Annotated in this window: 22 protein-coding genes; 15 read left to right on the forward strand and 7 right to left on the reverse strand. The window is 72.2% G+C overall.

All coding sequences use genetic code 11. From position 1 onward, the window contains the following. Positions 1 to 27: 27 nt before the first annotated feature. Positions 28 to 1,029, reverse strand: a complete 1,002-nt coding sequence (gene ligD / locus WBN91_RS01160) for a non-homologous end-joining DNA ligase (RefSeq protein ID WP_337722964.1) — start codon at positions 1,027 to 1,029, stop codon at positions 28 to 30. A gap of 31 nt (positions 1,030 to 1,060) precedes the next feature. After that, a complete protein-coding gene (locus WBN91_RS01165) occupies positions 1,061 to 1,684 on the reverse strand; it encodes a TetR/AcrR family transcriptional regulator C-terminal domain-containing protein (RefSeq protein ID WP_337722965.1) in 624 nt (207 codons plus the stop codon). A gap of 89 nt (positions 1,685 to 1,773) precedes the next feature. On the opposite strand from WBN91_RS01165, the gene WBN91_RS01170 reads away from it, so the two are divergent. Both WBN91_RS01170 and WBN91_RS01175 read left to right on the forward strand, forming a co-directional pair. Beyond that, positions 1,774 to 2,913: an acyl-CoA dehydrogenase family protein gene (locus WBN91_RS01170; RefSeq protein WP_337722966.1), complete on the forward strand. Its 1,140-nt coding sequence runs from the start codon at positions 1,774 to 1,776 to the stop codon at positions 2,911 to 2,913. An 18-nt stretch (positions 2,914 to 2,931) separates the two neighbouring features. Continuing rightward, positions 2,932 to 4,101, forward strand: a complete 1,170-nt coding sequence (locus tag WBN91_RS01175; RefSeq protein WP_337722967.1) for an acyl-CoA dehydrogenase family protein — start codon at positions 2,932 to 2,934, stop codon at positions 4,099 to 4,101. 106 nt (positions 4,102 to 4,207) lie between these two features. Here WBN91_RS01175 and WBN91_RS01180 read toward each other — a convergent pair whose 3' ends face one another. Continuing rightward, the gene (locus WBN91_RS01180; RefSeq protein WP_337722968.1) at positions 4,208 to 4,867 is read right to left on the reverse strand and encodes a GntR family transcriptional regulator; all 660 of its coding nucleotides are present in this window, start codon (positions 4,865 to 4,867) and stop codon (positions 4,208 to 4,210) included. A 79-nt stretch (positions 4,868 to 4,946) separates the two neighbouring features. Here WBN91_RS01180 and WBN91_RS01185 point away from each other — a divergent pair, with 79 nt between their 5' ends. The 10 genes from WBN91_RS01185 to WBN91_RS01230 all read left to right on the forward strand — a co-directional run bounded on the left by WBN91_RS01185 (position 4,947) and on the right by WBN91_RS01230 (position 14,911). Beyond that, positions 4,947 to 5,888: an asparaginase gene (locus WBN91_RS01185; protein WP_337722969.1), complete on the forward strand. Its 942-nt coding sequence runs from the start codon at positions 4,947 to 4,949 to the stop codon at positions 5,886 to 5,888. A gap of 232 nt (positions 5,889 to 6,120) precedes the next feature. Beyond that, positions 6,121 to 6,453 carry a hypothetical protein gene (locus WBN91_RS01190; RefSeq protein ID WP_337722970.1) on the forward strand — a complete coding sequence of 111 codons (333 nt, stop codon included), beginning with the start codon at positions 6,121 to 6,123 and terminating at the stop codon, positions 6,451 to 6,453. 9 nt (positions 6,454 to 6,462) lie between these two features. Then, on the forward strand, positions 6,463 to 6,900 hold the full coding sequence (gene msrB, locus WBN91_RS01195) for a peptide-methionine (R)-S-oxide reductase MsrB (protein WP_337722971.1): 438 nt from the start codon (positions 6,463 to 6,465) through the stop codon (positions 6,898 to 6,900). A 235-nt stretch (positions 6,901 to 7,135) separates the two neighbouring features. Then, entirely contained in the window at positions 7,136 to 8,071 is a 936-nt protein-coding gene (locus WBN91_RS01200) for a TIGR04222 domain-containing membrane protein (RefSeq protein ID WP_337722972.1), read from the forward strand. A 9-nt stretch (positions 8,072 to 8,080) separates the two neighbouring features. Then, a complete protein-coding gene (locus WBN91_RS01205) occupies positions 8,081 to 8,986 on the forward strand; it encodes a TIGR04222 domain-containing membrane protein (protein WP_337722973.1) in 906 nt (301 codons plus the stop codon). Beyond that, positions 8,940 to 9,767 (forward strand): TIGR04222 domain-containing membrane protein, encoded by an 828-nt coding sequence (locus WBN91_RS01210; protein ID WP_337722974.1) that lies wholly within the window; start codon positions 8,940 to 8,942, stop codon positions 9,765 to 9,767. Before WBN91_RS01205 ends, WBN91_RS01210 begins: the two co-directional genes overlap by 47 nt. Further along, positions 9,767 to 10,561, forward strand: coding sequence for a DUF692 domain-containing protein (locus WBN91_RS01215; protein WP_337723040.1), 795 nt, complete (start codon positions 9,767 to 9,769; stop codon positions 10,559 to 10,561). Before WBN91_RS01210 ends, WBN91_RS01215 begins: the two co-directional genes overlap by 1 nt. Then, positions 10,558 to 10,902: a hypothetical protein gene (locus WBN91_RS01220; protein ID WP_337722975.1), complete on the forward strand. Its 345-nt coding sequence runs from the start codon at positions 10,558 to 10,560 to the stop codon at positions 10,900 to 10,902. Before WBN91_RS01215 ends, WBN91_RS01220 begins: the two co-directional genes overlap by 4 nt. Positions 10,903 to 10,984: 82 nt before the next feature. Then, on the forward strand, positions 10,985 to 11,467 hold the full coding sequence (locus tag WBN91_RS01225) for a hypothetical protein (protein ID WP_337722976.1): 483 nt from the start codon (positions 10,985 to 10,987) through the stop codon (positions 11,465 to 11,467). A gap of 201 nt (positions 11,468 to 11,668) precedes the next feature. Continuing rightward, on the forward strand, positions 11,669 to 14,911 hold the full coding sequence (locus WBN91_RS01230; protein WP_337722977.1) for a S8 family serine peptidase: 3,243 nt from the start codon (positions 11,669 to 11,671) through the stop codon (positions 14,909 to 14,911). 49 nt (positions 14,912 to 14,960) lie between these two features. Here the strand turns inward: WBN91_RS01230 and hemQ are convergent, their stop codons facing one another. Genes hemQ through hemE form a run of 3 tightly spaced genes read right to left on the reverse strand, consistent with a single transcriptional unit; the run spans position 14,961 to position 18,137 of the window. Next, entirely contained in the window at positions 14,961 to 15,653 is a 693-nt protein-coding gene (hemQ, locus tag WBN91_RS01235; RefSeq protein WP_337722978.1) for a hydrogen peroxide-dependent heme synthase, read from the reverse strand. Between the two features lie 16 nt (positions 15,654 to 15,669). Continuing rightward, complete coding sequence (hemG, locus tag WBN91_RS01240; RefSeq protein ID WP_337722979.1) at positions 15,670 to 17,088, reverse strand: protoporphyrinogen oxidase; 1,419 nt, start codon at positions 17,086 to 17,088, stop codon at positions 15,670 to 15,672. After that, on the reverse strand, positions 17,085 to 18,137 hold the full coding sequence (hemE, locus tag WBN91_RS01245; RefSeq protein ID WP_337722980.1) for a uroporphyrinogen decarboxylase: 1,053 nt from the start codon (positions 18,135 to 18,137) through the stop codon (positions 17,085 to 17,087). The genes hemG and hemE overlap by 4 nt, the downstream gene beginning before the upstream one ends. An 86-nt stretch (positions 18,138 to 18,223) precedes the next feature. On the opposite strand from hemE, the gene WBN91_RS01250 reads away from it, so the two are divergent. Continuing rightward, positions 18,224 to 18,769 carry a DUF3000 domain-containing protein gene (locus WBN91_RS01250; protein ID WP_337722981.1) on the forward strand — a complete coding sequence of 182 codons (546 nt, stop codon included), beginning with the start codon at positions 18,224 to 18,226 and terminating at the stop codon, positions 18,767 to 18,769. Here WBN91_RS01250 and WBN91_RS01255 read toward each other — a convergent pair. Next, entirely contained in the window at positions 18,766 to 19,929 is a 1,164-nt protein-coding gene (locus WBN91_RS01255; protein WP_337722982.1) for a dipeptidase, read from the reverse strand. The genes WBN91_RS01250 and WBN91_RS01255 overlap by 4 nt on opposite strands. A 254-nt stretch (positions 19,930 to 20,183) precedes the next feature. Between WBN91_RS01255 and WBN91_RS01260 the strand changes: the two genes are divergently transcribed. Next, a complete protein-coding gene (locus tag WBN91_RS01260; RefSeq protein WP_015099292.1) occupies positions 20,184 to 20,900 on the forward strand; it encodes a response regulator in 717 nt (238 codons plus the stop codon). A 67-nt stretch (positions 20,901 to 20,967) separates the two neighbouring features. Then, positions 20,968 to 22,212: a ribonuclease D gene (locus WBN91_RS01265; protein ID WP_337722983.1), complete on the forward strand. Its 1,245-nt coding sequence runs from the start codon at positions 20,968 to 20,970 to the stop codon at positions 22,210 to 22,212. Positions 22,213 to 22,413: the final 201 nt, after the last annotated feature.

Below are 22,413 nucleotides of genomic sequence, written 5' to 3' on the forward strand. Positions count from 1 at the left end.
CACGCCGGTCCGAACGTCACCAAACGCCTACTCCGGCTTGCGCGCCTTCGACGGCTGGACGCGCGGGGGTTCGCCGGGCATCTTCGGGTAGTCCGGCGGGTAGGGCATTTCGCGCGGGTCGGCGGCGTACCAGTCCAGGAGGGTCTCCAGGCCGAAGGCTTCGTCGTCCAGGCCGGCGTGCGGATCTCCCTTGTCCGCCAAGTACTTCGGGACCGTGAACACGTCGAAGTCGTCCGGGTCCACAGTAGACAGATCTGCCCAAGTCACCGGAGTCGACACGGTAGCCCTCGGAGTCCCGCGCACCGACCAAGCCGACGCGATCGTGCGATCCCGGGCCGCCTGGTTGAAGTCCAGGAAGACGCGTTCGCCGCGTTCCTCCTTCCACCACGACGTGGTCGCCAGCTCCGGCGCCCGCCGCTCGACCTCCCGGGCCAACGCGATCACGGCGTGCCGCACGTCCACGAAGTCCCACTCCGGCCGGATGCGCACGGCCACGTGGATGCCCCGCCCGCCGGACGTCTTGGGGTAGCCGGTCATCCCCAGCTCGTCCAACACCTCCTTCAACACCATCGCGACCCGGACGGCGTCGGCGAAGTCGGTGCCGGGCTGCGGGTCGAGGTCCACGCGCAACTCGTCGGGGTGGTCGGTGTCGGAGCGCCGCACGGGCCACGGGTGGAAGTCGAACGTCCCCAGGTTCGCCGCCCACGCCAGCACGGCCGGCTCCGTCGGGCACACCTCGTCGGCGGGCCGCCCGGAGGGGAACTTGATCCGCGCCGTCTCCACCCAGTCGGGAGCCCCCTTGGGCAGCCGCTTCTGGTAGAACGCCTCCCCCTCGACCCCGTCCACGTACCGCTTCAGGGTGGTGGGCCGGTCGCGCAGCACGCGCAACAACGGCTCGGCGACGGCCAGGTAGTACTCCACGACCTGCCGCTTGGTGATCCCCCGAGCGGGGAAGTACACCTTGTCCGGGTTCGACACCCGCACCACGCGCTCGCCGACGGTCAGTTCAAGGGGCTGGGACTTGGCCACGCCCCGACCCTAAGTGGAGTCGGCCGCCGTGTCAGTCCGACGTGGCCACTCGCTGCGCCGCGAGGCCGGTGACGAACGCGTTCAGGGCCAGCTCGAAGCTGTCACGGTCCAGCTCGGCCGCCACCGCGGGCAGCAGGTGGGCCTTGTCCAGGTTCGGGTAGCGCTCGTGGTAGAGGCTCTGGTCCTCCGAGAAGCCGCTGGAGAACGAGCTCAGGGCCGCGCCGAACACCAGGTACATCAGCGACGCCGCGATCATGGTCGCCTCCCGCCGCGTCCACCCCGCGCCGACCAGCGCCCCGTGCACGACGTCCAGCCGGCGCAGGGACGCTTCGCGGTGGGCCGGGCCGTAGGCCAGGAACGGGACGATGTTGGGGTGGCGGGCCAGGGCCTCGCGGTAGGAGCGGGCGCACATGGTCAGGCCGTGTTGCCAGTCGCCGCCGGCGAAGCCGGACACGTCGACCTTCTCCAGGATCTCGCTGGCCACCTCGTGCAGGAGGTCGTCCTTGGTGCTCACGTGCCCGTACAGCGACGCCGCCTGCACGCCCAGTTCGGCGGCCAGCTTGCGCATCGACAGGCCGTCCAGCCCGTCCCGGTCGATGATGAGGAGGGCGGCGGCCCGGATGCGCGAGGCACTCAGGATCGGGTTCCTCGGCATCGCTCTCCTCTTGCCATCGATTCGGGTCCGCGCCTAGGTTAGATAACCTAACACTGTTCGGTCAGGAGGTCACCGGGGTGGATCTGGCCATGTCCGACGAGCACCGGCAGCTGCGCGAGCTGGCCCACCGGTTCACAGAGGAGCGCATCGTCCCCCACGCCGCGCGCTGGGACCGCGACGAAGCGATCGACCGCGACCTGGTGCCCGCGCTGGGCGAGGTCGGGTTCCTGGGCCTGGGCGTGGACGAGGAGTACGGCGGCTCCGGCGGCGACAACCTCGCGTACTGCCTGGTCCTGGAGGAGGTCGCGCGCGGCGACTCGGCGGTGCGCGGCATCATCTCGGTCTCCCTGGGCCTGGTCGGGAAAACCATCTTCAAGCACGGCACGGAAAAGCAGAAGCGCCGGTGGTTGCCCGGCCTGTGCGCGGGCGAGCTGGTCGGCTGCTTCGGCCTGACCGAGCCCGGAACCGGTTCCGACGCGGCCTCGCTGGCCACGCGCGCGGTCCGCGACGGCGACGACTGGGTCATCACCGGCACCAAGGTCTTCATCACCAACGGGACGTGGGCCGACGTGGCGCTGGTCTTCGCCCGCACCGGCGGCCCGGGGCCGAAGGGCATCACCGCGTTCCTCGTGCCGACCGACTCCCCCGGCTTCACCGCCCGCGAGATCAAGGGCAAGCTCGGCATGCGCGGCCAGGCCACCGCCGAACTGACCCTGGACGGCGTGCGCGTGCCCGACGAGAGCCGCCTCGGCGACGAGGGCACCGGCTTCCGCATCGCGATGGCCACCCTCGACCGGGGACGGATGTCCGTCGCGGCGGGCTGCGTGGGCGCGGCGCGGGGCGCCCTGGAGGCGGCCCTGAAGTACGCCAAGGAGCGCGAGCAGTTCGGCAAGCCCATCGCCGGGTTCCAGCTCGTCCAGGAACTGCTGGCGGACATGGCCGTGGAGACCGACGCCGCGCGGCTGCTGACGTGGCGCTGCGCCGACCTGGCCGACCGGGGCGAGCCGTTCTCCACGGAGGCGTCGATGGCGAAGCTGTACGCCAGCGAGGCGGCCGTGCGCGTGGCCAACAACGCCATCCAAGTGTTCGGCGGGTACGGCTACATCGACGAGTACCCGGTCGGGAAGTACCTGCGCGACACGCGCGTCACCACCCTCTACGAGGGCACCAGCCAGATCCAGAAGTTGCTCATCGGCCGGGCGCTGACCGGCATCAACGCGTTCGTCTGACTTCGAGAGGGGCAAGGCATGGACTTCACGCTCAGCGAAGAGCAGAAGGAGATCCGCGACTGGGTGCGGACCTTCGTGCGCAAGGAGGTCGTGCCCCTGGAACCGGAGGTGCTGCGGCGCGAACGCGCGGGCGAGCCGGGCCTGCGACGCGACGAGCTCAAGGAGTTGCAGGACAAGGCGAAGGCAGCCGGCTTCTTCGGCGTCCTCACGCCCCAGGAGTACGGCGGCATGGGCCTGGGCGCACTGATGACCGCGCTGCTCGAACAGGAACTGGGCCGCAGCTTCGTGCCGTTCCGCTTCGGCGGGTACGCGGACAACATCCTGTTCCACGGCAACGACGAGCAGAAGCAGCGCTACCTCCTGCCGACCATCTCCGGCGAGCGCATCTCGTGCTTCGCCATCACCGAGCCGGGCGCGGGTTCGGACGCGAAGGCCATCCGCACCTCGGCCCGCAAGGAGGGGTCGGAGTGGGTCATCAACGGCGAGAAGACCTTCATCACGCAGGGCAACGAGGCCGACTTCGTGATGGTGTTCGCCGTGACCGACAAGGACAGGGGCGCTGACGGCGGCGTCACGTGCTTCCTGGTCGACCGCGACATGGGCTGGAAGTCCGAACCCATCCCGACGATGGGCCAATGGGGACCGGCGGCTCTCGTGTTCGACAACGTCCGGGTACCTGAGGAGAACGTCCTGGGCGAGGTCGGCGGCGGTTTCCGCTTGGCCATGCAGTGGATCGGCCAGGGCCGCTACCTGCTGCCCGCACGGGCACTGGGCTCGTGCGAGCGGTTGGTGGAGATGGCCGTCGAGCAGGCCAAGAACCGCGTGACGTTCGGCCAGCCGATCGCGGAGTACCAGGCCATCCAGTGGATGCTCGCCGACTCGGCGGTCGAGATCGAGGCCCTGCGCTGGCTCGTGTTGCACGCGGCGTGGCTGGTGGACCAGGGCGCCGACTCCCGGCAGGCACAGTCGATCGCGAAGCTGTACGGCGGCATCAAGGCGAACGAGATCGTGGACCGAGTCCTTCAGATCCACGGCGGCATGGGCTACACGCGGGAACTGCCGATCGAACGCTGGTACCGCGAACTCCGCCTGCTCCGCATCTACGAGGGCACGGACGAAATCCAGCGCCGAACCATCGCCCGAAACCTCCTCAAGGGCCACGCCAAGGTCACCGGCACCCTCGGCTAACCGCTCCGGACGACGGCCGACCCTCCACACGCCTCCGCACGCGCGGAGGCGTGTTTTCACCCGCCACCGCACCCCCGCCGGCCCGCGCGCAGGGGTGACGACCTTGCTAGTGCGATTCCGCGAGATCCGACTCGGCGAGCATTTGCGCACACACTCTTGCCAGGTGTTTGCGCATGGTGGAACTCGCCCGCTGCGGGTCGCCGGCGGCCACCGCGTCCACCAGGGCGTCGTGGTCGTCCAGGGAGGCGTGTTGGTGGGGCGGGTCGTCGTTCAGGCCGCTGCGGAGCAGCACCACCCGTTGTTGCACCAACCGCACCTGCTCGGCGATGTGCGGTGAACGGGCGGCGTCCAACAGAGCCTGGTGGAAGGCCAGGTCCAGGCGGTACGGGAAGCGTTCTCCGGCCTGGTACGTGCGGCGGGACTCGGCGCAGACCTCGCGCAGGCGGGACACGTCGGCGTCCGTCCGCCTCGACGCGGCCAGTTCGGCGGCGGCGCATTCGAGGGCGGTGCGGAGTTCGAAGAGGGCGCGGATGTCCTCGGGAGTGGCGGCGGGGACGTGTGCGCCTCGGTGGGCCACCAGGACCAGCAGGTTCTCCGACGCCAGCTGGCGGATGGCCTCGCGCAGCGGACCGCGGCTGATGCCCAGCCGGGCCGCGACCTCGACCTCGTTGACCCGCGCGCCCGGGGGGATCTCGCCGGTCAGCACGAGTTCGCGCAGCGCGTCCACGGCCTGGCCGGCGAGGCTGCGGTGCACGGGAAGTGTCACGAACGTCTCCCTAGCACAGAACCCGCCAGGGGTGTTAACTGTCGACAGTTGGCAGTTCCGGTCTGGTGGAGGTCGCGGGATGGCGTTCGAGCTGGTCGCCGAGGTGTGGCGGGGCGACTTCCTGGAGTCCGTGCACCACGGTTCGGTCGTCGCGTTGGACCGTTCGGGGGCTGCGGCGCTGAGTGTCGGGCGTCCGGACGACGTCACGTACCCGCGCTCGTCGAACAAGCCGATCCAGGCCCTGGCGATGCTGCGGCACGGGCTCGACCTCGACGGCGAGCTGCTCGCGCTGGCCAGCGCCAGCCACTCCGGTGAGGACTTCCACGTCGAGGGCGTGCACCGCATCCTCGCCGGCGCCGGGCTGACCGAGGCGGACCTCCAGTGCACGCCCGACCTGCCCATCGGCGAGGCCGCGCTGCGCGCGCACCTGCGGGCCGGGCGCGGCAAGGAGCCCAAGTACATGAACTGCTCGGGCAAGCACGCCGCCATGCTGGCCACCTGCGTGCACAACGACTGGCCGACGCGGACCTACCTCGACCCGTCCCACCCGCTCCAGGTCGCCATCCGGGACACCCTGGAGGACCTGGCCGGCGAGCGGATCGGGGCGGAGGGCGTGGACGGCTGCGGTGCGCCGCTGTTCGGGATCAGCCTGGTCGGGTTGGCGCGGGCGTTCGCGCGGATCACGACGTCGACCGACCCGTTCGAGCGCCGGATCGCGGCGGCCATGAGCAACCACCCGGAGTGGGTCGGCGGCACGGACCGCGACGTCACGAAGCTGATGCGCGCCATCCCGGGCGCGGTGGCCAAGGACGGGGCCGAGGGGGTCTACGCGATCGGGCTGCCGACCGGGGAGGCGGTGGCGTGCAAGATCGCCGACGGGTCCAGCCGGGCACGGGCGGTGGTGATGGTGGCGGCGCTGCGGAAGCTGGGCGTGGCGGCACCGGAGGACCTGGCCACGGTCCCGGTCCTGGGTCACGGGCGCACGGTCGGAGCGGTCCGCCCCTCCCCCGCCCTGGTCTGAGCACCGGGGAACGCGGTGTAGCGCCGAACACGCGGTGTAGCGCTGGGGCACGCGGGTGCGCCGGGCACTCGGGTAGCGCTGGGGCACGCGGTGTAGCAGCAGGTCACGCACGGCGAGCACGGCGGCCCGTTGCGGCGGGTGGAGGCGTGGCCTCCGGCCCCCGCTTCCATTTTCGCACGGGGGACCGACAAAGTCGTGGGTGGCGGTTGAGCAGGCCACTACCCTGACTTGCATGGGCAGTTCTCGCGCCGCCGACTTTCCGGACGAACGGCCGAACGGGCTCGGTGACGAGCAGCGTCCGCTGGACGACGAGTTGATCGGGCTCGACCCCGACGACCCGGAGACCAAGGCGTTCGCCGCGCACCTGGAGCGGATGCGTCGGGAGACCCCCGGCTTCACCGTCGAGGGGTACCTCGCCGGGGTGGAGAACTTCGCCGACTCGGCCAACCGCGCGGGTGGTCTGCGCAGGTTGTCGGCGGTCGTCGTGGTGTTGTTGATCCTGCTCGGGGTCGCGGTCAGCGTGTGGTTCGGCTTGGGCGAGATCCTGTCCACGTTCTTCGATTAACGTGGAGGTATGGAACCTGTCGTCGGCGCCACCCCGAAGGTGGTCCACTCCGAACTCGAGTGGCGGGAGATCCTGACCCCCAAGGAGTACTCGGTGCTGCGCGAGGCGGGCACCGAGCCGGCCTGGACCGGGGAGTACACCGACACCAAGACCGAGGGCGTCTACTCGTGCCGCGCCTGCGGGGCTGAGTTGTTCCGCAGCGAGACGAAGTTCGACTCGCACTGCGGCTGGCCGTCGTTCTTCTCGCCGCTCGCGGCGGACTCCGTCATCCTGCGCGAGGACCGCGCCTACGGGATGGTCCGCACGGAAGTGCTCTGCGCCACATGCCACAGCCACCTCGGGCACGTTTTCGAGGGTGAGGGCTATGCGACGCCGACCGACCAGCGCTACTGCATCAACTCGATCAGCTTGCGTCTGGTGGAAGCGCCCGGCGGTCGAGCAGACTGACGGCGCTACTCCGAACGATTGTCGGTTTCCAACCTGGGAGGAATCATGCGCGTTCTCAAGGGCACGGACGGCGAGGGCTCGGGCGGCGTGGACGGCGCGTCCTCGTCCTGACGTGCGGGAAGGGCAACCCTAAGCCTTTCCCAAGCACCCTTGCCGGGGTGTGGCCTGAAGCACACGATTGCGTCTCCAGTGTCGGCGGACCACAAGATCCGCCGGGGCCCACAGGGGGTGGACCGTGGAGCGACCGTGGGGACTGTCAGGCCCGGAATTCCTTGAGCTGTACTGGATCGCGCTGGCCTTGTCCTTGGCCTTCGCGATCGTCGTCCGAGTGCGCCTGCGGGGGAAGCGCGTCAGCGTCCCCGCAGGCCCGCTCGGCCTCTACGACCTCGCTTACCTGACCGGCGGACCGCGTCGCGTGGTCGAGGCGTCGGTCGCCAACCTGATCGAGTCCGGCAAGCTGCGCCCCGCGCGGGACGGCGCGGTGCGGGTCGTCGGCGACCCGGTCGCGGACGACGCCGTCGACCAGGCGGTGCTCACCGACGTCGCGCGGTACCGGAACCGGACGATGTCACTGCTGTTCACGGCCGTGTCGGAGCAGGACGCGCCGAGGGGGCTCGGGCGCGCGCTGGCCGAACGCGGCTACCTGGTGCCGCCGGAAGAGGTCAAGCGCCGCTACCGACTGGGCGTGGTCCCGTTGGTGCTGCTCATCGCCGTGGGTCTGGTGCGGTGGGTGAACGGGCTCGCGATCGGCGCTCCGGTCGGCTGGCTGACGCTGCAACTGGTCCTCTCCGGCATCCTCGTCGGCCTGCTGCTGCGGGTCGACGGCTTCCGACGCACCACGCGGGGCTCCCGCGCGGTGGCACGAGCTCGCGCAGGCGAGAGCACCGGTGGTCCGGGCGTTCAGGTCGCCCTCGACGGGTTCGCCCACCACCCGGACTCGCCGCTGGCGGCGGCCGGGCAGCGCTACGCCGCGCTGACCACCGGCAAGCCCCGGCGGACCCGTCGGCGCAGGTTGGGGGCCGCGTCCGGGGCCACGTTGCTCGGCACGCGCCAGGTCAGTTACGGGGGCACCTACAGCGGCGGCCACCACGGCGGCGGCTCCGGCGGCGGGCACGACGGTGGTGGGAGCAGTTGCGGCGGAGGCGGTGGTTGCGGCGGTGGCGGCTCCTAGGCTGGCGTCATGGGTTTCCTGTGGTGGTACGGCCCGGCGCTGGTGGCGGCGTTCCTGCTCGGTCTGCTGCTCAAGCGGGTGTCCGGGTCGCCGCCGACCCGGCCGCTGAGCTTCGAGGAGATCGGCTACCTCGGCGGCGGCCCGGTGCGGGCGGTCGAGGTGGCGGTGGCCGGGCTGGTGGCGGACAACCGGGTCAGGGCGTCCGGGTACGCCGTGGCCGCCGTGCCGGGGCAGGAACCCGGTCCCGTCTCCGAGCTGCAAGCGCACCTGCTGGACCGGCTGGACCCGCCGCGGGACCTGGACGACCTGGTCGTCACCGCGGCCACCAGCCCGCCGGCGCGCAGGCTGGGCCACGGCCTGGTGGCGGCCGGGTTGCTGGTGGCGCCACGCCTTCGGCTGTGGCGGGCCGTGCTCGCGGTCCTGCCGCCGGTGGCGCTGGGTGTCGTCGGGGTCGTGGCGGCGCCGGGCGGCTGGGTGACCGCGACCGCGCTGTCGGTCACCGCGCTGGCCGCCGCGGTGCTGCTGCTGGGTCCGCCGCCGGTCCTGACCAGGGCGGGCGCGCGGGCGTTCGAGGGGGCCACCGCGGGTCTCGCGCCGGTCGACCCGGCCGAGGTGACCGCCCGCTACGGCCTGGTCCGCACCGCGGTCGGGTCCGTGCCGCACAAGGGGTCGGCACGGGCCCAGACCGCGGTGTTCGACGGGGAGCAGGCGGAACCGATCGGGTCCGCCGAGACGTCCGAGGCACCGAGCTCCCGACGGGGGCGGCGGGTCGTGGTCGTGGAGCCGCGGCGCTGGCGTCAGCGCAACGGGTGGTTGGTCGCGGGCGGGTGGCTCGCGGGTGGCTGGTTGGCCTCGCAGTGGTTGGAGGATGACGGTGACGACTTCGTGGACGTCGACTTCGGGAGTTTCGGCTGAGCTGTGGCCGGAGGAGCTGGGCCTGCTGGCCGGTGGGCCGGGACGCGCCACCGAGGTGGCGATCGTGTCCCTGGTCGAGGCCGGCGCCCTGCGCATCGCCCGCAACGGGTTGGCGAGCGCCGTACAAGGGCCGCAGCGGCAGTGGACGCCGTTGCAGGCCTTCGTGCTGCGGTCGGTGCCGCGCCCGCTGGGTGACCTGGTCACGGCCGGCGCGCGCAGCGTCGAGGCGCAGTCGTTGCGGCAGCAGCTGATCTCGCGCGGGTACGTGCGCTCGGCCGGGTCGATCCGCGGGATGCGGTGGGTGCGCCGGCTGTTCTTCCTGAGCTGGGTCGGCACGGTGCTGTGGTCGGCCCTCGGCGACCTGCCGGTGGGGACGGTGGCCTCGGCGTTCGTCGGCCTGATCGTGGCGATGGCGATCACCTCGCCCTCCGTGCGCCCGCTGACCCGGGCCGGGCGGTCGACGGTGCGGCGGCTGGGCGCCGGGGTGGTGACGTCGCAGGCGGTGCCGCTGGTCGCGTACTACGGGCTGCTGGGCAAGGTGGGCAAGCAGTACGTGTGGCAGATCCTGGGCATCGACCCGGTGGCGTCGGCGACGTTGCGGCGGCGGCGCAAGTCCGACGGGTCCAGCGGGAGCGCTTCGTGCGGCAGCGGGTGCGGGAGCTGTTCGAGCAGCAGCTGCGGCAGCTCGTCCTCGTCGGACAGCGGGTCCTCTTCGGACAGTGGATCGTCGTCGTCGTGCGGTGGCGGCGGCGGCTGCGGTGGTGGCGGGGGCGGGGACTGATGGCGGCTTTGGGTGTCGGCATCGGGTGGCGGCCCGAGATCGACCTGACCGTGGAACGGCTCGACGTCGACTTCGTCGAGGTGGTCGCGGAGAACCTGCACGCGGACCGGTTGCCGGAGTCCGTGCGGGTGCTGCGGGAGCGGGGCGTGCCGGTGCTGCCGCACGCCGTGTCGTTGAGCCTGGGTGGCGCGGACCCCGTGGATGCCCATCGCGTGGCGCACTTGGGCGCGCTGGCGCAGGCCCTGGACGCGCCCTTCGTCAGCGACCACGTGTGCTTCGTGCGCGCGGGCGGGCTGGATTCCGGGCACCTCATGCCGGTGCCGCGCACCCGTGACGCGCTGGACGTGTTGGTGGCCAACGTGAAGGCCGCGCAAGCCGACCTGCCCGTGCCGCTGGCGCTGGAGAACGTCGCCGCCCTGCTGGAGTGGCCCGACGCCGAGCTGTCCGAGGGGCGGTTCCTGGCCGAACTGGTCGAGCGCACGGACTGCCTGCTGCTGGTGGACGTGGCCAACCTCTACGCCAACGCCCGCAACCTGGGCACGGACGTGGGCCGGTTCCTCGACGAGATCCCGTTGGAGCGCTTGGCTTACGTGCACGTGGCCGGCGGGCAGGAGCACAAGGGCGTCTACCACGACACGCACGCGCACGCCGTGCTGCCGGAGGTGCTGGACGTGCTGCGGCAGCTGCGCGAGCGGGTGGACCCGCCGGGTGTGTTGCTGGAGCGCGACGACGACTACCCGTCGGACGCCGAGCTGGCGGGTGAGCTGGCCGCGATCCGGGCGGTGCTGGCGTGACCCAACCGCAGAGGGAAAGGCTTGCGGCACAACAAGGTGAGCTGTTGCGGGCGTTGCTGGGCGACGGCGAACCGCCCTCCGGTTTCGACCAGGAACGGCTGCGGGTGGAGGCGCGGGCGCTGCTGAACAAGCGGCGCGGGATCGTGGCCGCGCTGCGCCCGGATCTGGCGGACGTGCTGGGCGACCGCTTCCGCCCGCTGTTCGACTCCTACGCCCGCGCCCACCCCCGCCAGGCCGGCACCCGGTTCCGCGAGGACGCCGCCGCGTTCGCCGACTGGGCGGTGGCGCGGGGAGAACTGCCCGCACCGCGCAAACAGCGGTGGTGGCGGCGCGGCACCTGATCGCGGCACCTCGTCGCGCAACCTGACGACGCACAACCTGGCGTCGCGCAACCCGAGGACGCTCTCGTTCCGTCCCAGGCACATGCGGACACTCGTGCTCGGCGCCCTGGTCCTGCTCACCGCCGCCTGCGGGGACGTCGGCGCCGGCCGCACGTGCACCGCGATCGGCGCGCTCGTGGGCCTGGGCGTGGACGTCGAACCGACCACGGTCGAGACCGGCAGCATCGAGGTCTGCTGGGACGGCCGGTGCGTCACCCCGGCACTGGACCTGTTCCCGGCGTCCAAGTCGGTCGGTGGCACGTGCACGGGCGACTCCCCGGACGACGTGTGCAGCGCGAGCGCCGTCCCGACCGGCGGCAAGCACGCCTACGTCACCGTGCCGGACCTGCCCGCCAAGCCCGTCACCGTGTCGCTCCGGCTGGTCGACCAGGCCGGCGCGACCGTCGTGGACCAGACGGTCACCGTCACGCCGAAGATGGTCGAGCCCAACGGTCCGGGGTGCGGCACGGGCGGCCCGCAAGCGGGAGTCGTGGTCGGCCCGGATGGCTCCGTCCGAGAGCGGTGAACGACACCCCGTAATCGGTCAGTAACCTGATCGGGTGGCGGGATGTCCCTCAATGAGACGCTGCCGTCACCCGCAAGGGTGGATAGCGTCGAAGGCGTTGGGGGGTTTCATCACCATTCGGTCACCGTCGCCACCGCTGGATCGGTGAGCCCTCCCGACGCGCGCCCGCAGGCGCGCGGCAACCAGATTCGGGAGGTATCTGTGTTGAGATCCGGAAGGCGTGGCGTTTCGTGGGGAGCCGCCGCGCTGTCGATCGGTTTGCTGGCCGGCGGCCAGGGCGTGGCGAACGCCGCACCCGCCCCGCAGGCGCGGCCGACCGCTCAGGGGGAAACCAAGTCCGTCACGCTGGTCACCGGTGACCGGGTCGTGCTCAACGGCGACCGGGTCGGCTCGCTGGCCGGTGCGCCGGGCCGGGAGGGCATCGCCTTCCAGACCTTCGAGAAGGACGGCCGGCTGCACGTGGTGCCGCGCGACGCGCTGCGGCCCCTCGCCGAGGGCAAGCTGGACCTGCGGCTGTTCGACGTCACCGGCCTGGTCGAGGCCGGCTACGACGACGCCCGCCGCGACCACGTCCCGCTCATCGTCACCGGCGCCCCGGCCACCGTGCGCGCCGCCTCGGGCGTCCAGGTGACCCGCGAGCTGCCCGCCGTGGGGGCGGTCGCCGCCCGCGCCGCCAAGGCCGAGGCCGCGACCGCGTACCAGTCGCTGCTCGCCGACCCGGGCGTCGGCAAGATCTGGCTGGACGGGATGCGGCAGACCTCGCTGGACCGCAGCACCGCCCAGATCGGCGCGCCCGCCGCGTGGCAGGCCGGGTTCACCGGCAAGGGCGTCAAGGTCGCCGTGCTGGACACCGGTGTGGACGAGAAGCACGCCGACCTCGCCGGGCAGGAGGTCGCCGAGCGCAACTTCACCGAGGACCCCGACGCCACCGACGGCGTCGGCCACGGCACGCACGTCGCCGCCACCATCGCGAGCAAGGACGCCAAGTACCGCGGTGTCGCGCCGGACGCGCAGCTGCTGGACGGCAAGGTGTGCGTGCTCAACGGTTGTGCCGAGTCCTGGATCCTCGACGGCATGCAGTGGGCCGCGGACCAGGGCGCGGATGTGGTCAACCTGAGCCTGGGCGGCGGTGACACGCCCGAGGTCGACCCGTTGGAGGAGGCCGTCAACCGGCTGTCCGCCGAGAAGGGCACGCTGTTCGTGATCGCCGCGGGCAACTCCGGCGGTCCCGAGACGGTCGGCTCGCCGGGCAGCGCGGACGCCGCCCTCACCGTCGGCGCGGTCGACCGGGCCGACAAGATCGCCTCGTTCTCCAGCCGCGGTCCCCGCGTCGGCGACGGCGCGGTCAAGCCCGACATCACCGCTCCCGGCGTCGACATCGTGGCCGCCAAGTCGTCCGCGGGCGTCATCGGCACCCCGGTGGACCCGACGCACGTCTCCATGTCCGGCACGTCGATGGCCACCCCGCACGTCGCCGGCGCGGCGGCGCTGCTGGTGCAGCAGCACCCGGAGTGGACCGGCACGCAGGTCAAGGCGGCGCTGACCGCGTCGGCCAAGAACAACCCGGACCTGACCGCGTTCGACCAGGGCGCGGGCCGGGTCGACCTGGCGAAGGCGATCACCACGTCGGTGACCACGGACCCGGTGAGCCTGGGCTTCGGCCTGCACGAGTGGCCGCACGCCGACGACAAGCCGGTCACCAAGGAGCTCACCTACCGCAACACCGGCGCCGAGCCGGTGACCCTCGACCTGACCGTCGACGCGCGCGGCCCCGACGGCAAGCCCGCGCCGGCCGGTCTGTTCACGTTGAGCGCCATTAAGGTCACCGTCCCGGCGGGCGGCACGGCGTCGGTGTCGGTCACCTCCGACACGCGGGTCGGCACCGTCGACGGCGCGTACTCCGGCGCGATCGTGGCGTCGAGCGGCCTGCGCACCCCGCTGGGCGTCAACCGCGAGGTCGAGAGCTACGACGTGTCGTTCAAGTACCTCGACGCCGCGGGCAAGCCCGCTGTCGACGCCAGCACGCTGGTGGTCGGCCTGAGCAACAACTCGTTCGCGTTCCCGCAGAACGTGGACGGCTCGGCCAAGGTGCGGCTGCCCAAGGGCGACTACTTCGCGTTCAACGACGTGTTGACCAACAGGGAGCAGACCGCCGTCCTGCCGCAGTCGCAGCTGGCGGTGACCGGCCCGACCGAGGTCGTGGTCGACGCCCGGGTCGCCAAGCCGGTGCGGGTGACCGTGCCGGACCCGGCCGCCGAGGAGCTGATCGGCGACATCGGCATCACCCGCACGTACCAGGACCGGCGGATCGGCTTCGGCTTCGTGTTCCTCGGCGGTTTCGGCGAGAACGTGTCGGTCGGCCACCTCGGGCCGGAGCTGTCGGCCGAGGAGCTGAAGGTGCTGGTGGGCTCGCAGGCCAAGGGCACGCCGCAGGGCGCGGTGCCGGTGACCTACCGGCTCGCGTGGGCTTCGGACAGGAAGGTCCCGACCGGGTTCATCCGCGCGCCCCAGGCGAAGGAGTTGGCGACGGTCCGCAGCAAGTTCGGCTCGGCTCCCGCCGGCCGCACGTTCGGCCACGCCGGCAACGCGGTCGTCCCCGGCGGTGGCGGCGGCTGGGCGGTCGTCTCCGAGGTGACCGCCCCTGGAGAGGCTGTCGACCACGTCACCACCGAGGGCATCGCCTGGAGCTGGGCGTTCCTCCAGTTCGACGCGGAACAGCAAATGGAGGCCCTCCTGGTCAGCCCGGACCGCGAGTACCGGAAGGGACGCCAGTACGACCAGCGCTTCCTCGCCCCGGTCTACGGCCCGTCGCTGACGACCCCGGGCGCCCTGCACCTGGCCCGCGCCGGCGACGACATCGGCTTCGCCGTGCCGTTCTGGGGTGACGGGTACGGCAACACCGGCGACTCCCTCACCTCCAAGGCCCGGACCACGCTGTACCGGGAGGGCGTGAAGGTCGGCGAGACCGAGTACCCGGCGAACGGCTTCTTCCCGGGCGTGCCGGCGGGCAAGGCGCGCTTCAAGGTCGAGACCGTCGCCGACCGCGCCGAGGGCGTGTCGGAGTTCAGCACGTCGGTGAGCGGCGCGTGGACGTTCCAGTCCGACACGGTGGCGGGCACGGAGTTCAAGCCGCTGCCGCTGACGGTGGTCCGCTTCACGCCCTCGCTGGACGAGAGTGGTGCCGCTCCGGCGGGTCGTCTCCTGCGGGTGCCGTTGGAGGTGCAGCAGCAGAGCGGTGCGGACAACGGCCGGGTGACCCGGCTGGAAGTCGAGGTCTCCTTCGACGACGGCAAGACGTGGTCGAAGGCTCCGGTTGTGGGGCGCAACGCTCTGGTGCGCAACGCCGACGTGGCCGGGTATGCGTCGCTGCGGGTCAAGGGCGCGGACAGCAAGGGCAACACGTTCGAGCACTCGCTGATCCGGGCTTACAAGCTCAAGAAGTAAGGCTTTGACGAGGGGGCGCTCCTGTTCAAACGGGAGCGCCCCTTTCATGTCAGGGCAGGTTGGTGACGAGTTCCGCCGCCGGGATGCGCGTGCCCGTGTAGAACGGGATCTCCTCGCGCACGTGCCGCCTGGCCTCGGTGCCCCGCAGGTGGCGCATCAGGTCCACGATGCGGTGCAGTTCGTCGGCCTCGAAGGCCAGGATCCACTCGTAGTCGCCCAGTGCGAACGACGCCACCGTGTTGGCCCGCACGTCCGGGTAGTCGCGCGCCTCCTTGCCGTGGTCCGCCAGCATCCTGCGGCGGTCCTCGTCCGGGAGCAGGTACCACTCGTAGGAGCGCACGAACGGGTACACGCACACGTACTTGCGCGGGTCCTCGCCCGCCAGGAAGGCCGGGATGTGGCTGCGGTTGAACTCCGCCGGGCGGTGGAGGGCGACCTGGCTCCAGACCGGGGTGGAGGCGCGGCCCAGGGGGGTGCGGCGGAAGCCCGTGTAGGCGGCCTGGACCTGTTCGATCTCCTCGGCGTGCCACCAGATCATGAAATCCGCGTCGGCGCGCAGGCCCGCCACGTCGTACACACCGCGCACCACGACGCCCTTGGACTCCAGGCCGTCCAGGTAGGCCTGGGTCTCGGTGGCGGCCGGGCCGCGGTCCTCCGGGAGGCGTCCCGGTTCGACGCGGAAGACCGACCACATGGTGTAGCGGATGGTGTCGTTGAGCTCGTTGTAGTTCAGGCGGGCCATGTCCCCATCCTCTCACTCACCGGACGCGGCCCAGGACGTGCGCCGCGACACGTGCCGCCGCCGCGTCGCCGGTGGCGATGCACGCGGGGATGCCTACGCCGTGCAACGTGGCGCCGGCCACGGCCAGGCCCGGCACCTCGGCTACGGCGTCCTCGATGCCGCGCACGACGTCGAGGTGTCCGACGCCGTACTGGGGCAGGCCGCCGCCCCACCGGGTGACCAGGGTGTCGATCGGGGTGGCCGTGATGCCGGTCAGCTCCCGCAGGTCGGCGCGGACGGCGCGGACCAGGTCCTCGTCGTCGCGCTGGAGGACGCCCACGTCGCCGTGCCTGCCGACGCTGCCGCGCACCAGGACCGGCTCGCCGTCCAGGTGCGACCACTTGCGACTGGAGTAGGTGAACGCCTTGGCGGTGAACGGGGTTCCGTCGGCGTGCCGTTCGCCCTCGGCCAGCAGGGTGCCCGACCGGGCGGGCAGCTCGGTGCCCGGCGGCAGGGCCAGTGCGACGACGGCCATCGACGCCAGTTCGACCTTCGCGTACTGCCGCGATGCCGCCGGGACGACGTCGGCCAGCAGCTTGCGGGCGGAGGGAGCGGGGACGGCCAGCACCACGCCGTCCACGTCCAGGATCTCCGGGGTGGTCGGCGTGCCGATCTCCAGGCGCCAGTCGTGCTCGCGGCGGATCAGCGCGCGCACCGGCAGGCCCAGGCGGACCTCGGCCGCCGACGCGGTCCGGAGTTCGTCGACCAGAGTGGACAGTCCGGCGGACAGCGTGCCGAAGACCGGGGCCGGCGTGGTGTGCGGCTGGGGTGGGGCGGGCATGGTCGTCGCGGCGGCGGCCAGCAGGGAGCCGACGCCGGAGTCCAGGGCCGTCGCCAGTTGCGGCATGGTGGCGCGCAGGCCCAGGCCGTCGGCGCGGCCCGCGTAGACGCCGCCCAACAGCGGGCCGACCAGGCGGTCCGGGACCTCGGGGCCGAACCGGGCGCGCAGGAGCGCGCCCACGGAGACGTCCGCGCCGTCCAAGCGGATCGGGGGCAGGGTCGGCTCGGCTTCGACGCGCCTCAGGCCCGCCGGGCTGAGGACCTGCCGCACCGCCTCGACCGACGCGGGCACGCCCATCAGCGTGTGCGCCGGGACCGACCGCAGCTCACCCGCCGCGCGGATCGCCGACGGGGACCGGGTCGGGTGCACGACCTGCCCGCCCAGGCCCAGCTCGGCGACCAGTTCCCGGGCCTCGGGCCGGCGGTGCAGGAACGCCTCCGCGCCCACGTCGTAGCGCCGGCCGCCGACCTCCGCCGTGCGCAGCTTGCCGCCCAGCCGGTCAGCCTGCTCCAGCACCGTCACGCGGGCCCGGGGACCGAGCAGGTGGCGCAGGCGGTGCGCGGCGGCCAAGCCGGAGATCCCGCCCCCGACGACCGCCACGTGGAGCGTTCTCATCTGGACCGGTGCACCCACTCGACGGCCTTGGTGATGGCGTCCGGGTCGGTGTCGGGCAGCACGCCGTGGCCGAGGTTGAAGATGTGCCCGGCGGCGGCGCGGCCCTCCTCGACGATCCGGTCGACCTCGCGGCGCACCGCGGCTTCGCCGGCGAACAGCAGCGCCGGGTCGAGGTTGCCCTGCACGACCGGCTTGGGCAGGTGCGGCGCGGCCTCCTGGAGGCGGCGCACGGCCACGTCCAGCGGGGTGCGCCAGTCGACGCCGACGACGTCCGCGCCGGCCTCGCGCATCGCGGGCAGCAGCTCGGAGGTGCCCACGCCGAAGTGGATGCGCGGGACGGTCGTCACGCTCTCCAGCACCCGCTTCGAGTGCGGCAGGACGAACGCGCGGTAGTCCCGTTCGGACAGCGCGCCCGCCCACGAGTCGAACAGCTGCACCGCCTTGACGCCCGCCTCGACCTGCACCCGCAGGAACTCGGCGGTGATGTCGGCGATCCGGGACAGCAGCGCGTGCCACAGCTCCGGGTCGGCGTGCATGAGCGCCTTGGTGCGCTCGTGGTGCTTGGACGGACCGCCCTCGACCAGGTAGGACGCCAGCGTGAAGGGCGCGCCCGCGAACCCGATCAGCGGCACGTCGCCGAGGTTGGCGTTGAGCAGCTCCACCGCGTCCGCGACCGGCTGCACCTGGTGCGCTTCCAGCAGCGGGATGCGGTCGACGTCGTCACGGGTGGTGACGGGCTTGGCGACCACCGGACCGGTGCCGGGCACGATGTCCAGGTCGACACCGGCGGCCTTGAGCGGCACGACGATGTCGGAGAACAGGATCGCGCCGTCCACGTCGTGGCGGCGGACCGGCTGGAGGGTGATCTCGCAGACCAGCTCGGGGTCCATGCACGCCTCGAGCATCGCCGTGCCCGCGCGCACCTTGCGGTACTCGGGCAGCGAGCGACCCGCTTGGCGCATGAACCAGACCGGGGTCCGCGACGGCGTGCCGCCGCGGGCGGCGACGAGCAGCGGTGCGGTGGTGTTGTCACTCATCTCGATTTCCATGCTCCCACGCGCGACCCACCCGACGCCGCCCGGTCCCGGCGTGCCGCGCTCACCTCGTGAGGTCGGAAGGGCTTACAGTCCGAGACGTGACCGGACAGGCGGAGCCCGAACTGTTCCGGCGGGCGGTGGCGACGCTCAAGTCGGTGCGAACCCGACCCGAGCTGGAGCTGACCGAGGTGCGCCCGCCGCAGCGCCTCGCGCCCTGGGCGTTCGCGCTGACCGCCGAGGCGACGGGGCCGGCCGACGAGCTGTCCACCGGCCGCCTGGTGCTGCTGCACGACCCGGACGGCGTGGAGGCGTGGTCGGGCGTGTTCCGCCTGGTCGCGTACGTGCGGGTGGAACTGGACCCGGAACTGGCCACCGACCCGCTGCTGCCCGAGGTGGGCTGGTCGTGGCTGGTGGAGGCGCTGGAGGTGGCCGGCGCGCAGTTCCTCGCCCTAGGCGGCACGGTGACCCAGACCTCGTCCGCCCGCTTCGGCGACATCGCCGGGCCGGCACGGACCGATGACCTGGAACTACGTGCGTCCTGGACGGCCCGGGACGCCGAGCTGGCAGCCCACGGCAGCGCCTTTTACGACGTCATGGCCACGGCCGTGGGGCTGCCCCCGGTGGGCGTGAGCACGCTCCGCTAGTCGTTGTCCCGCAGCACGCGCAGGGCGTTGGCGCCGGCGAGCTTGGTGCAGTCGTCCTCGCTCCAGCCCCGGTCCAGCAGCGCCCCGAACAGGGTCGGATAGGTGGAGACGTCCTCCAGGCCCTCCGGCTGCACCTTCACCCCGTCGTAGTCGCCGCCCAGGCCGACGTGGTCGATGCCGGCGACCTCGCGGGCGTGGTCCAGGTGGGCCACGACGTCGTCGACCGTCACGTGCGGGGTCGGGCCGCCGGCGGTCCAGGTCTCGGCGAAGCGGTGGCGGGCTTCGAGGTCGTTGTGGTTCTCGCCGGCCTCGGTCATGGCTTCCTTCAGGCGGGCGTCCCACTCGGCGTAGCGCTGGGAGACGAAGTGCGGCACGAAGGTCACCATGCACACGCCGCCGTTGTCCTTGAGGCGTTCGAGCACGTCATCGGGCACGTTGCGGGGGTGGTCGGCGACCGCGCGGCAGGACGAGTGGGTGAACATGACCGGCCGCGTCGTGACGTCCAGGGCCGCCTTCATGGTCGACGGGGCCACGTGGGAGAGGTCCACGACCATGCCGATGCGGTTCATCTCCCGCACCACGTCCTCCCCGAACGGCGTGAGCCCGCCGTGCACGGGTTCGTCCGTGGCCGCATCCGCCCAGGGGGTGTTCTCGTTGTGCGTGAGGGTCATGTACCGGACGCCCAGCCGGCGCAGGGCCCTGAGCACGCCCAGTGACGAGTTGATGCTGTGCCCGCCTTCGGCCCCGATGAGGGAGGCCAACCGGCCGGACGCGGACACGGCCTCGGCCTCGTCGGCAGTCGTGGCGAGGCCGAGGAGGTCGGGGTAGCGGTCGCACAACTCGTGGACCAACTCCACCTGCTCCAGGACGGCGGTCACGGCTGCGTCGCCCGCGAGGCGGCACGGGACCCACACGGACCAGAACTGCACACCCAGCCGGCCCTGCCGAGACCGCAAAAAGTCGGTCTGGAGTGCTGGTTGGCACTGCCGGAGGTCGGTGGCGGAGGCCCAGTCGCCCACGTTCGGCGGCGTTGACTTTTCACCGAATTGCCCCTCGGCGTACACCTCGCGCAACGCCCACGGCAGGTCGTTGTGCCCGTCCACCAGTGGCACCCGGGCCAGCAGTTCCTCGGCTCGGGCTCGACCTGTGGTGCTCGACACCGACAACTCCTGTCTGTCGTCGTGAGACGGACTCGCGTTACACGCCCTCTTCAGATGTCAGCCGATCGTGTGACAACGGGGGCCATCAGTGACAACTCGTTCGGGATAGATACCCGATTGATCGTCCCGTAGACCCGCTTGGGCGGCTACGCTGCCCCAGACGACACCACTTTCGGTCGATCAGTGGCGCGGCTGATTGGACGAAAGTCCCGGTGCCGGTCGGGGGGCACGACCGACTCCAGGGAGGTAGTGACGTGGCTGCCGTCGGCTTAGGTCAGGCCGTTCGTACCACGCCAGCCGGCTCGTTGCCGGCGAACATGGTCCCGCACCCGCGGGAGGAGCTTTTTTCAGTGCTGGTGGTCGACGACCACCCACTGCTGAGGGAGGCGATAAGCGCCCGGTTGACCCAGATGGGAGCCGGGACTGTGCATGAGGCGGCTTCGGTCGCGGAGGCTCGGGCGCGGGCACTCGCAACCGGACCGTGCGATCTCGCGATCCTCGATCTGGGTCTGCCGGATGGCACCGGCATCGACCTGGTCACGGAACTCCGTGCCCAGGGCTGGCCCCGCATCGTGGTCCTCGCGTCCTCCGACGACCCCTACGCGGTCAGGTCGGCCTTCCAGGCGGGCGCCCAGGCGTACCTCCTGAAGTCCGCCTCGCCGATGGTGGTCACCGACGGGGTGCGCAGGGTCCTCGACGGCGGCGTCTACGCGGATCCGAGCGTCGCGCCCGTCCTCGCGGCGGGCACCCGGGTACCGGGCACCGACAACACGCCGCGGGAGCTGTCCGCGCGTGAGGTCGAGGTCCTCCAGCTGGTCGCCGATGGCCAGAGCAACAAGGAGATCGGCGAAGCGCTCAGCCTTTCCGCGCTGACGGTGAAGAGCCACCTGTCGCGGATCGGGCGCAAGCTGGGAACCGGGGACCGGGCCCAGATGGTCGCGCTGGCCATGCGTGCCGGCGTGATCCGCTGACCGGGTCGCCACGCTGAACGGGCCGAACACACCCGCGAGTGGTGCGTTCGTCGTAGGGTCTTCCGCCGTGGACGTACCCTCCGACGAGCCGACCGACCCAACCGGGGCTGATCCGGTCCCGCTGACGGAACCCGCTGATGGGGTTCCGCCGGTGGTGGCCGACGCCCAGGCGCTCCGGCGTGCCGCTGACGCGCTCGCCGGAGCTTCGGGTCCGGTCGCTGTGGACACCGAGCGAGCCTCGGGCTACCGCTACTCGCAACGTGCCTACCTGGTGCAACTGCGCCGGGAGGGCGCCGGGACCGTGCTGGTCGACCCGATCGCCCTGGGCGGTCGGCTCGATCCGCTGGTCGAGGCGCTGGACGGGATCGAGTGGGTGTTGCACGCGGCGTCGCAAGACCTGCCGTGCCTCGCCGAACTCGGCCTGCGTCCGAGCGCGCTGTTCGACACCGAGCTGGCGGGCAGGCTGGCCGGTTTCGAACGGGTGGCGTTGGGCACGCTCGTCGAGCGACTGCTCGGCTACAGGCTGGAAAAGGGGCACGGCGCGGCCGACTGGTCGCGCCGTCCCCTGCCGGCCGACTGGTTGAACTACGCGGCGCTGGACGTCGAGCTGCTCGTGGAGCTGCGCGACGTCCTGGAGCAGGAGCTCAAGCGCCAGGGCAAGCTGGAGTGGGCACTGGAGGAGTTCGAGGCCGCCCGCACCGCTCCGCTGCCCAAGCCGCGGTCCGAACCGTGGCGCCGGACCTCCGGCATCCACCGCGTCCGCAGTCCCCGCCAACTGGCCGCCGTGCGGTCGCTGTGGGAGACGCGCGACGCACTGGCCCGTGAACGCGACATCGCACCGGGCCGCGTCCTCCCCGACAGCGCCTTGATCGAGGCCGCCGTCCGCAACCCCGCCGACGAGGCCGCCCTGCTGGCGCTGCCCGTCTTCCGAGGCCGGGCGCAGCGGCGCATGGTCACGGTGTGGCTGGGCGCTTTGCAGCGAGCCGCCGCTCTGCCGCGCGCCGAGCTCCCCGACGCCGCGCAGCAGCACGACGGACCACCGCCGGCGAACCGGTGGGCGGACAAGGACCCGGTCGCGGCGGCTCGGCTGGCGGCGGCCCGGGTGGCGTTGACGGCTGTCGCGGACGCCAACACGCTGCCGGTGGAGAACCTGCTGCTGCCGGACCTCGTGCGGCGGACGTGCTGGCAGCCGCCGGAGGACACCTCGGTTGAGGCGGTGACGGCCGTGCTGCGCGAGGGCGGGGCGCGGAACTGGCAGATCGAGCTGACGGCGGCGGCACTGTCGGAGGCATTGACCGCGAAGCCCGCCTGAGTCGTGCACCGGGCCGCGGCAACCGCGCCACGGCCCGGCCTTCCCCGCTCGGCCCGGCCCGCCTGCGGCTCGACCTGACCCGCCCACGGCTCGACTTGGCGCGGGCTGGCCCGCGGCGCGGCCCGGCACGGCGCGGCCCGGCACGGCGCGGCTCGGCACGGCACGGCACGGCACGGCCCGGCCCGGCGCAGCACGGCCCGG

Source organism: Saccharothrix sp. CCNWYY140, from assembly GCF_037401995.1.
Lineage (GTDB): Bacteria > Actinomycetota > Actinomycetes > Mycobacteriales > Pseudonocardiaceae > Actinosynnema.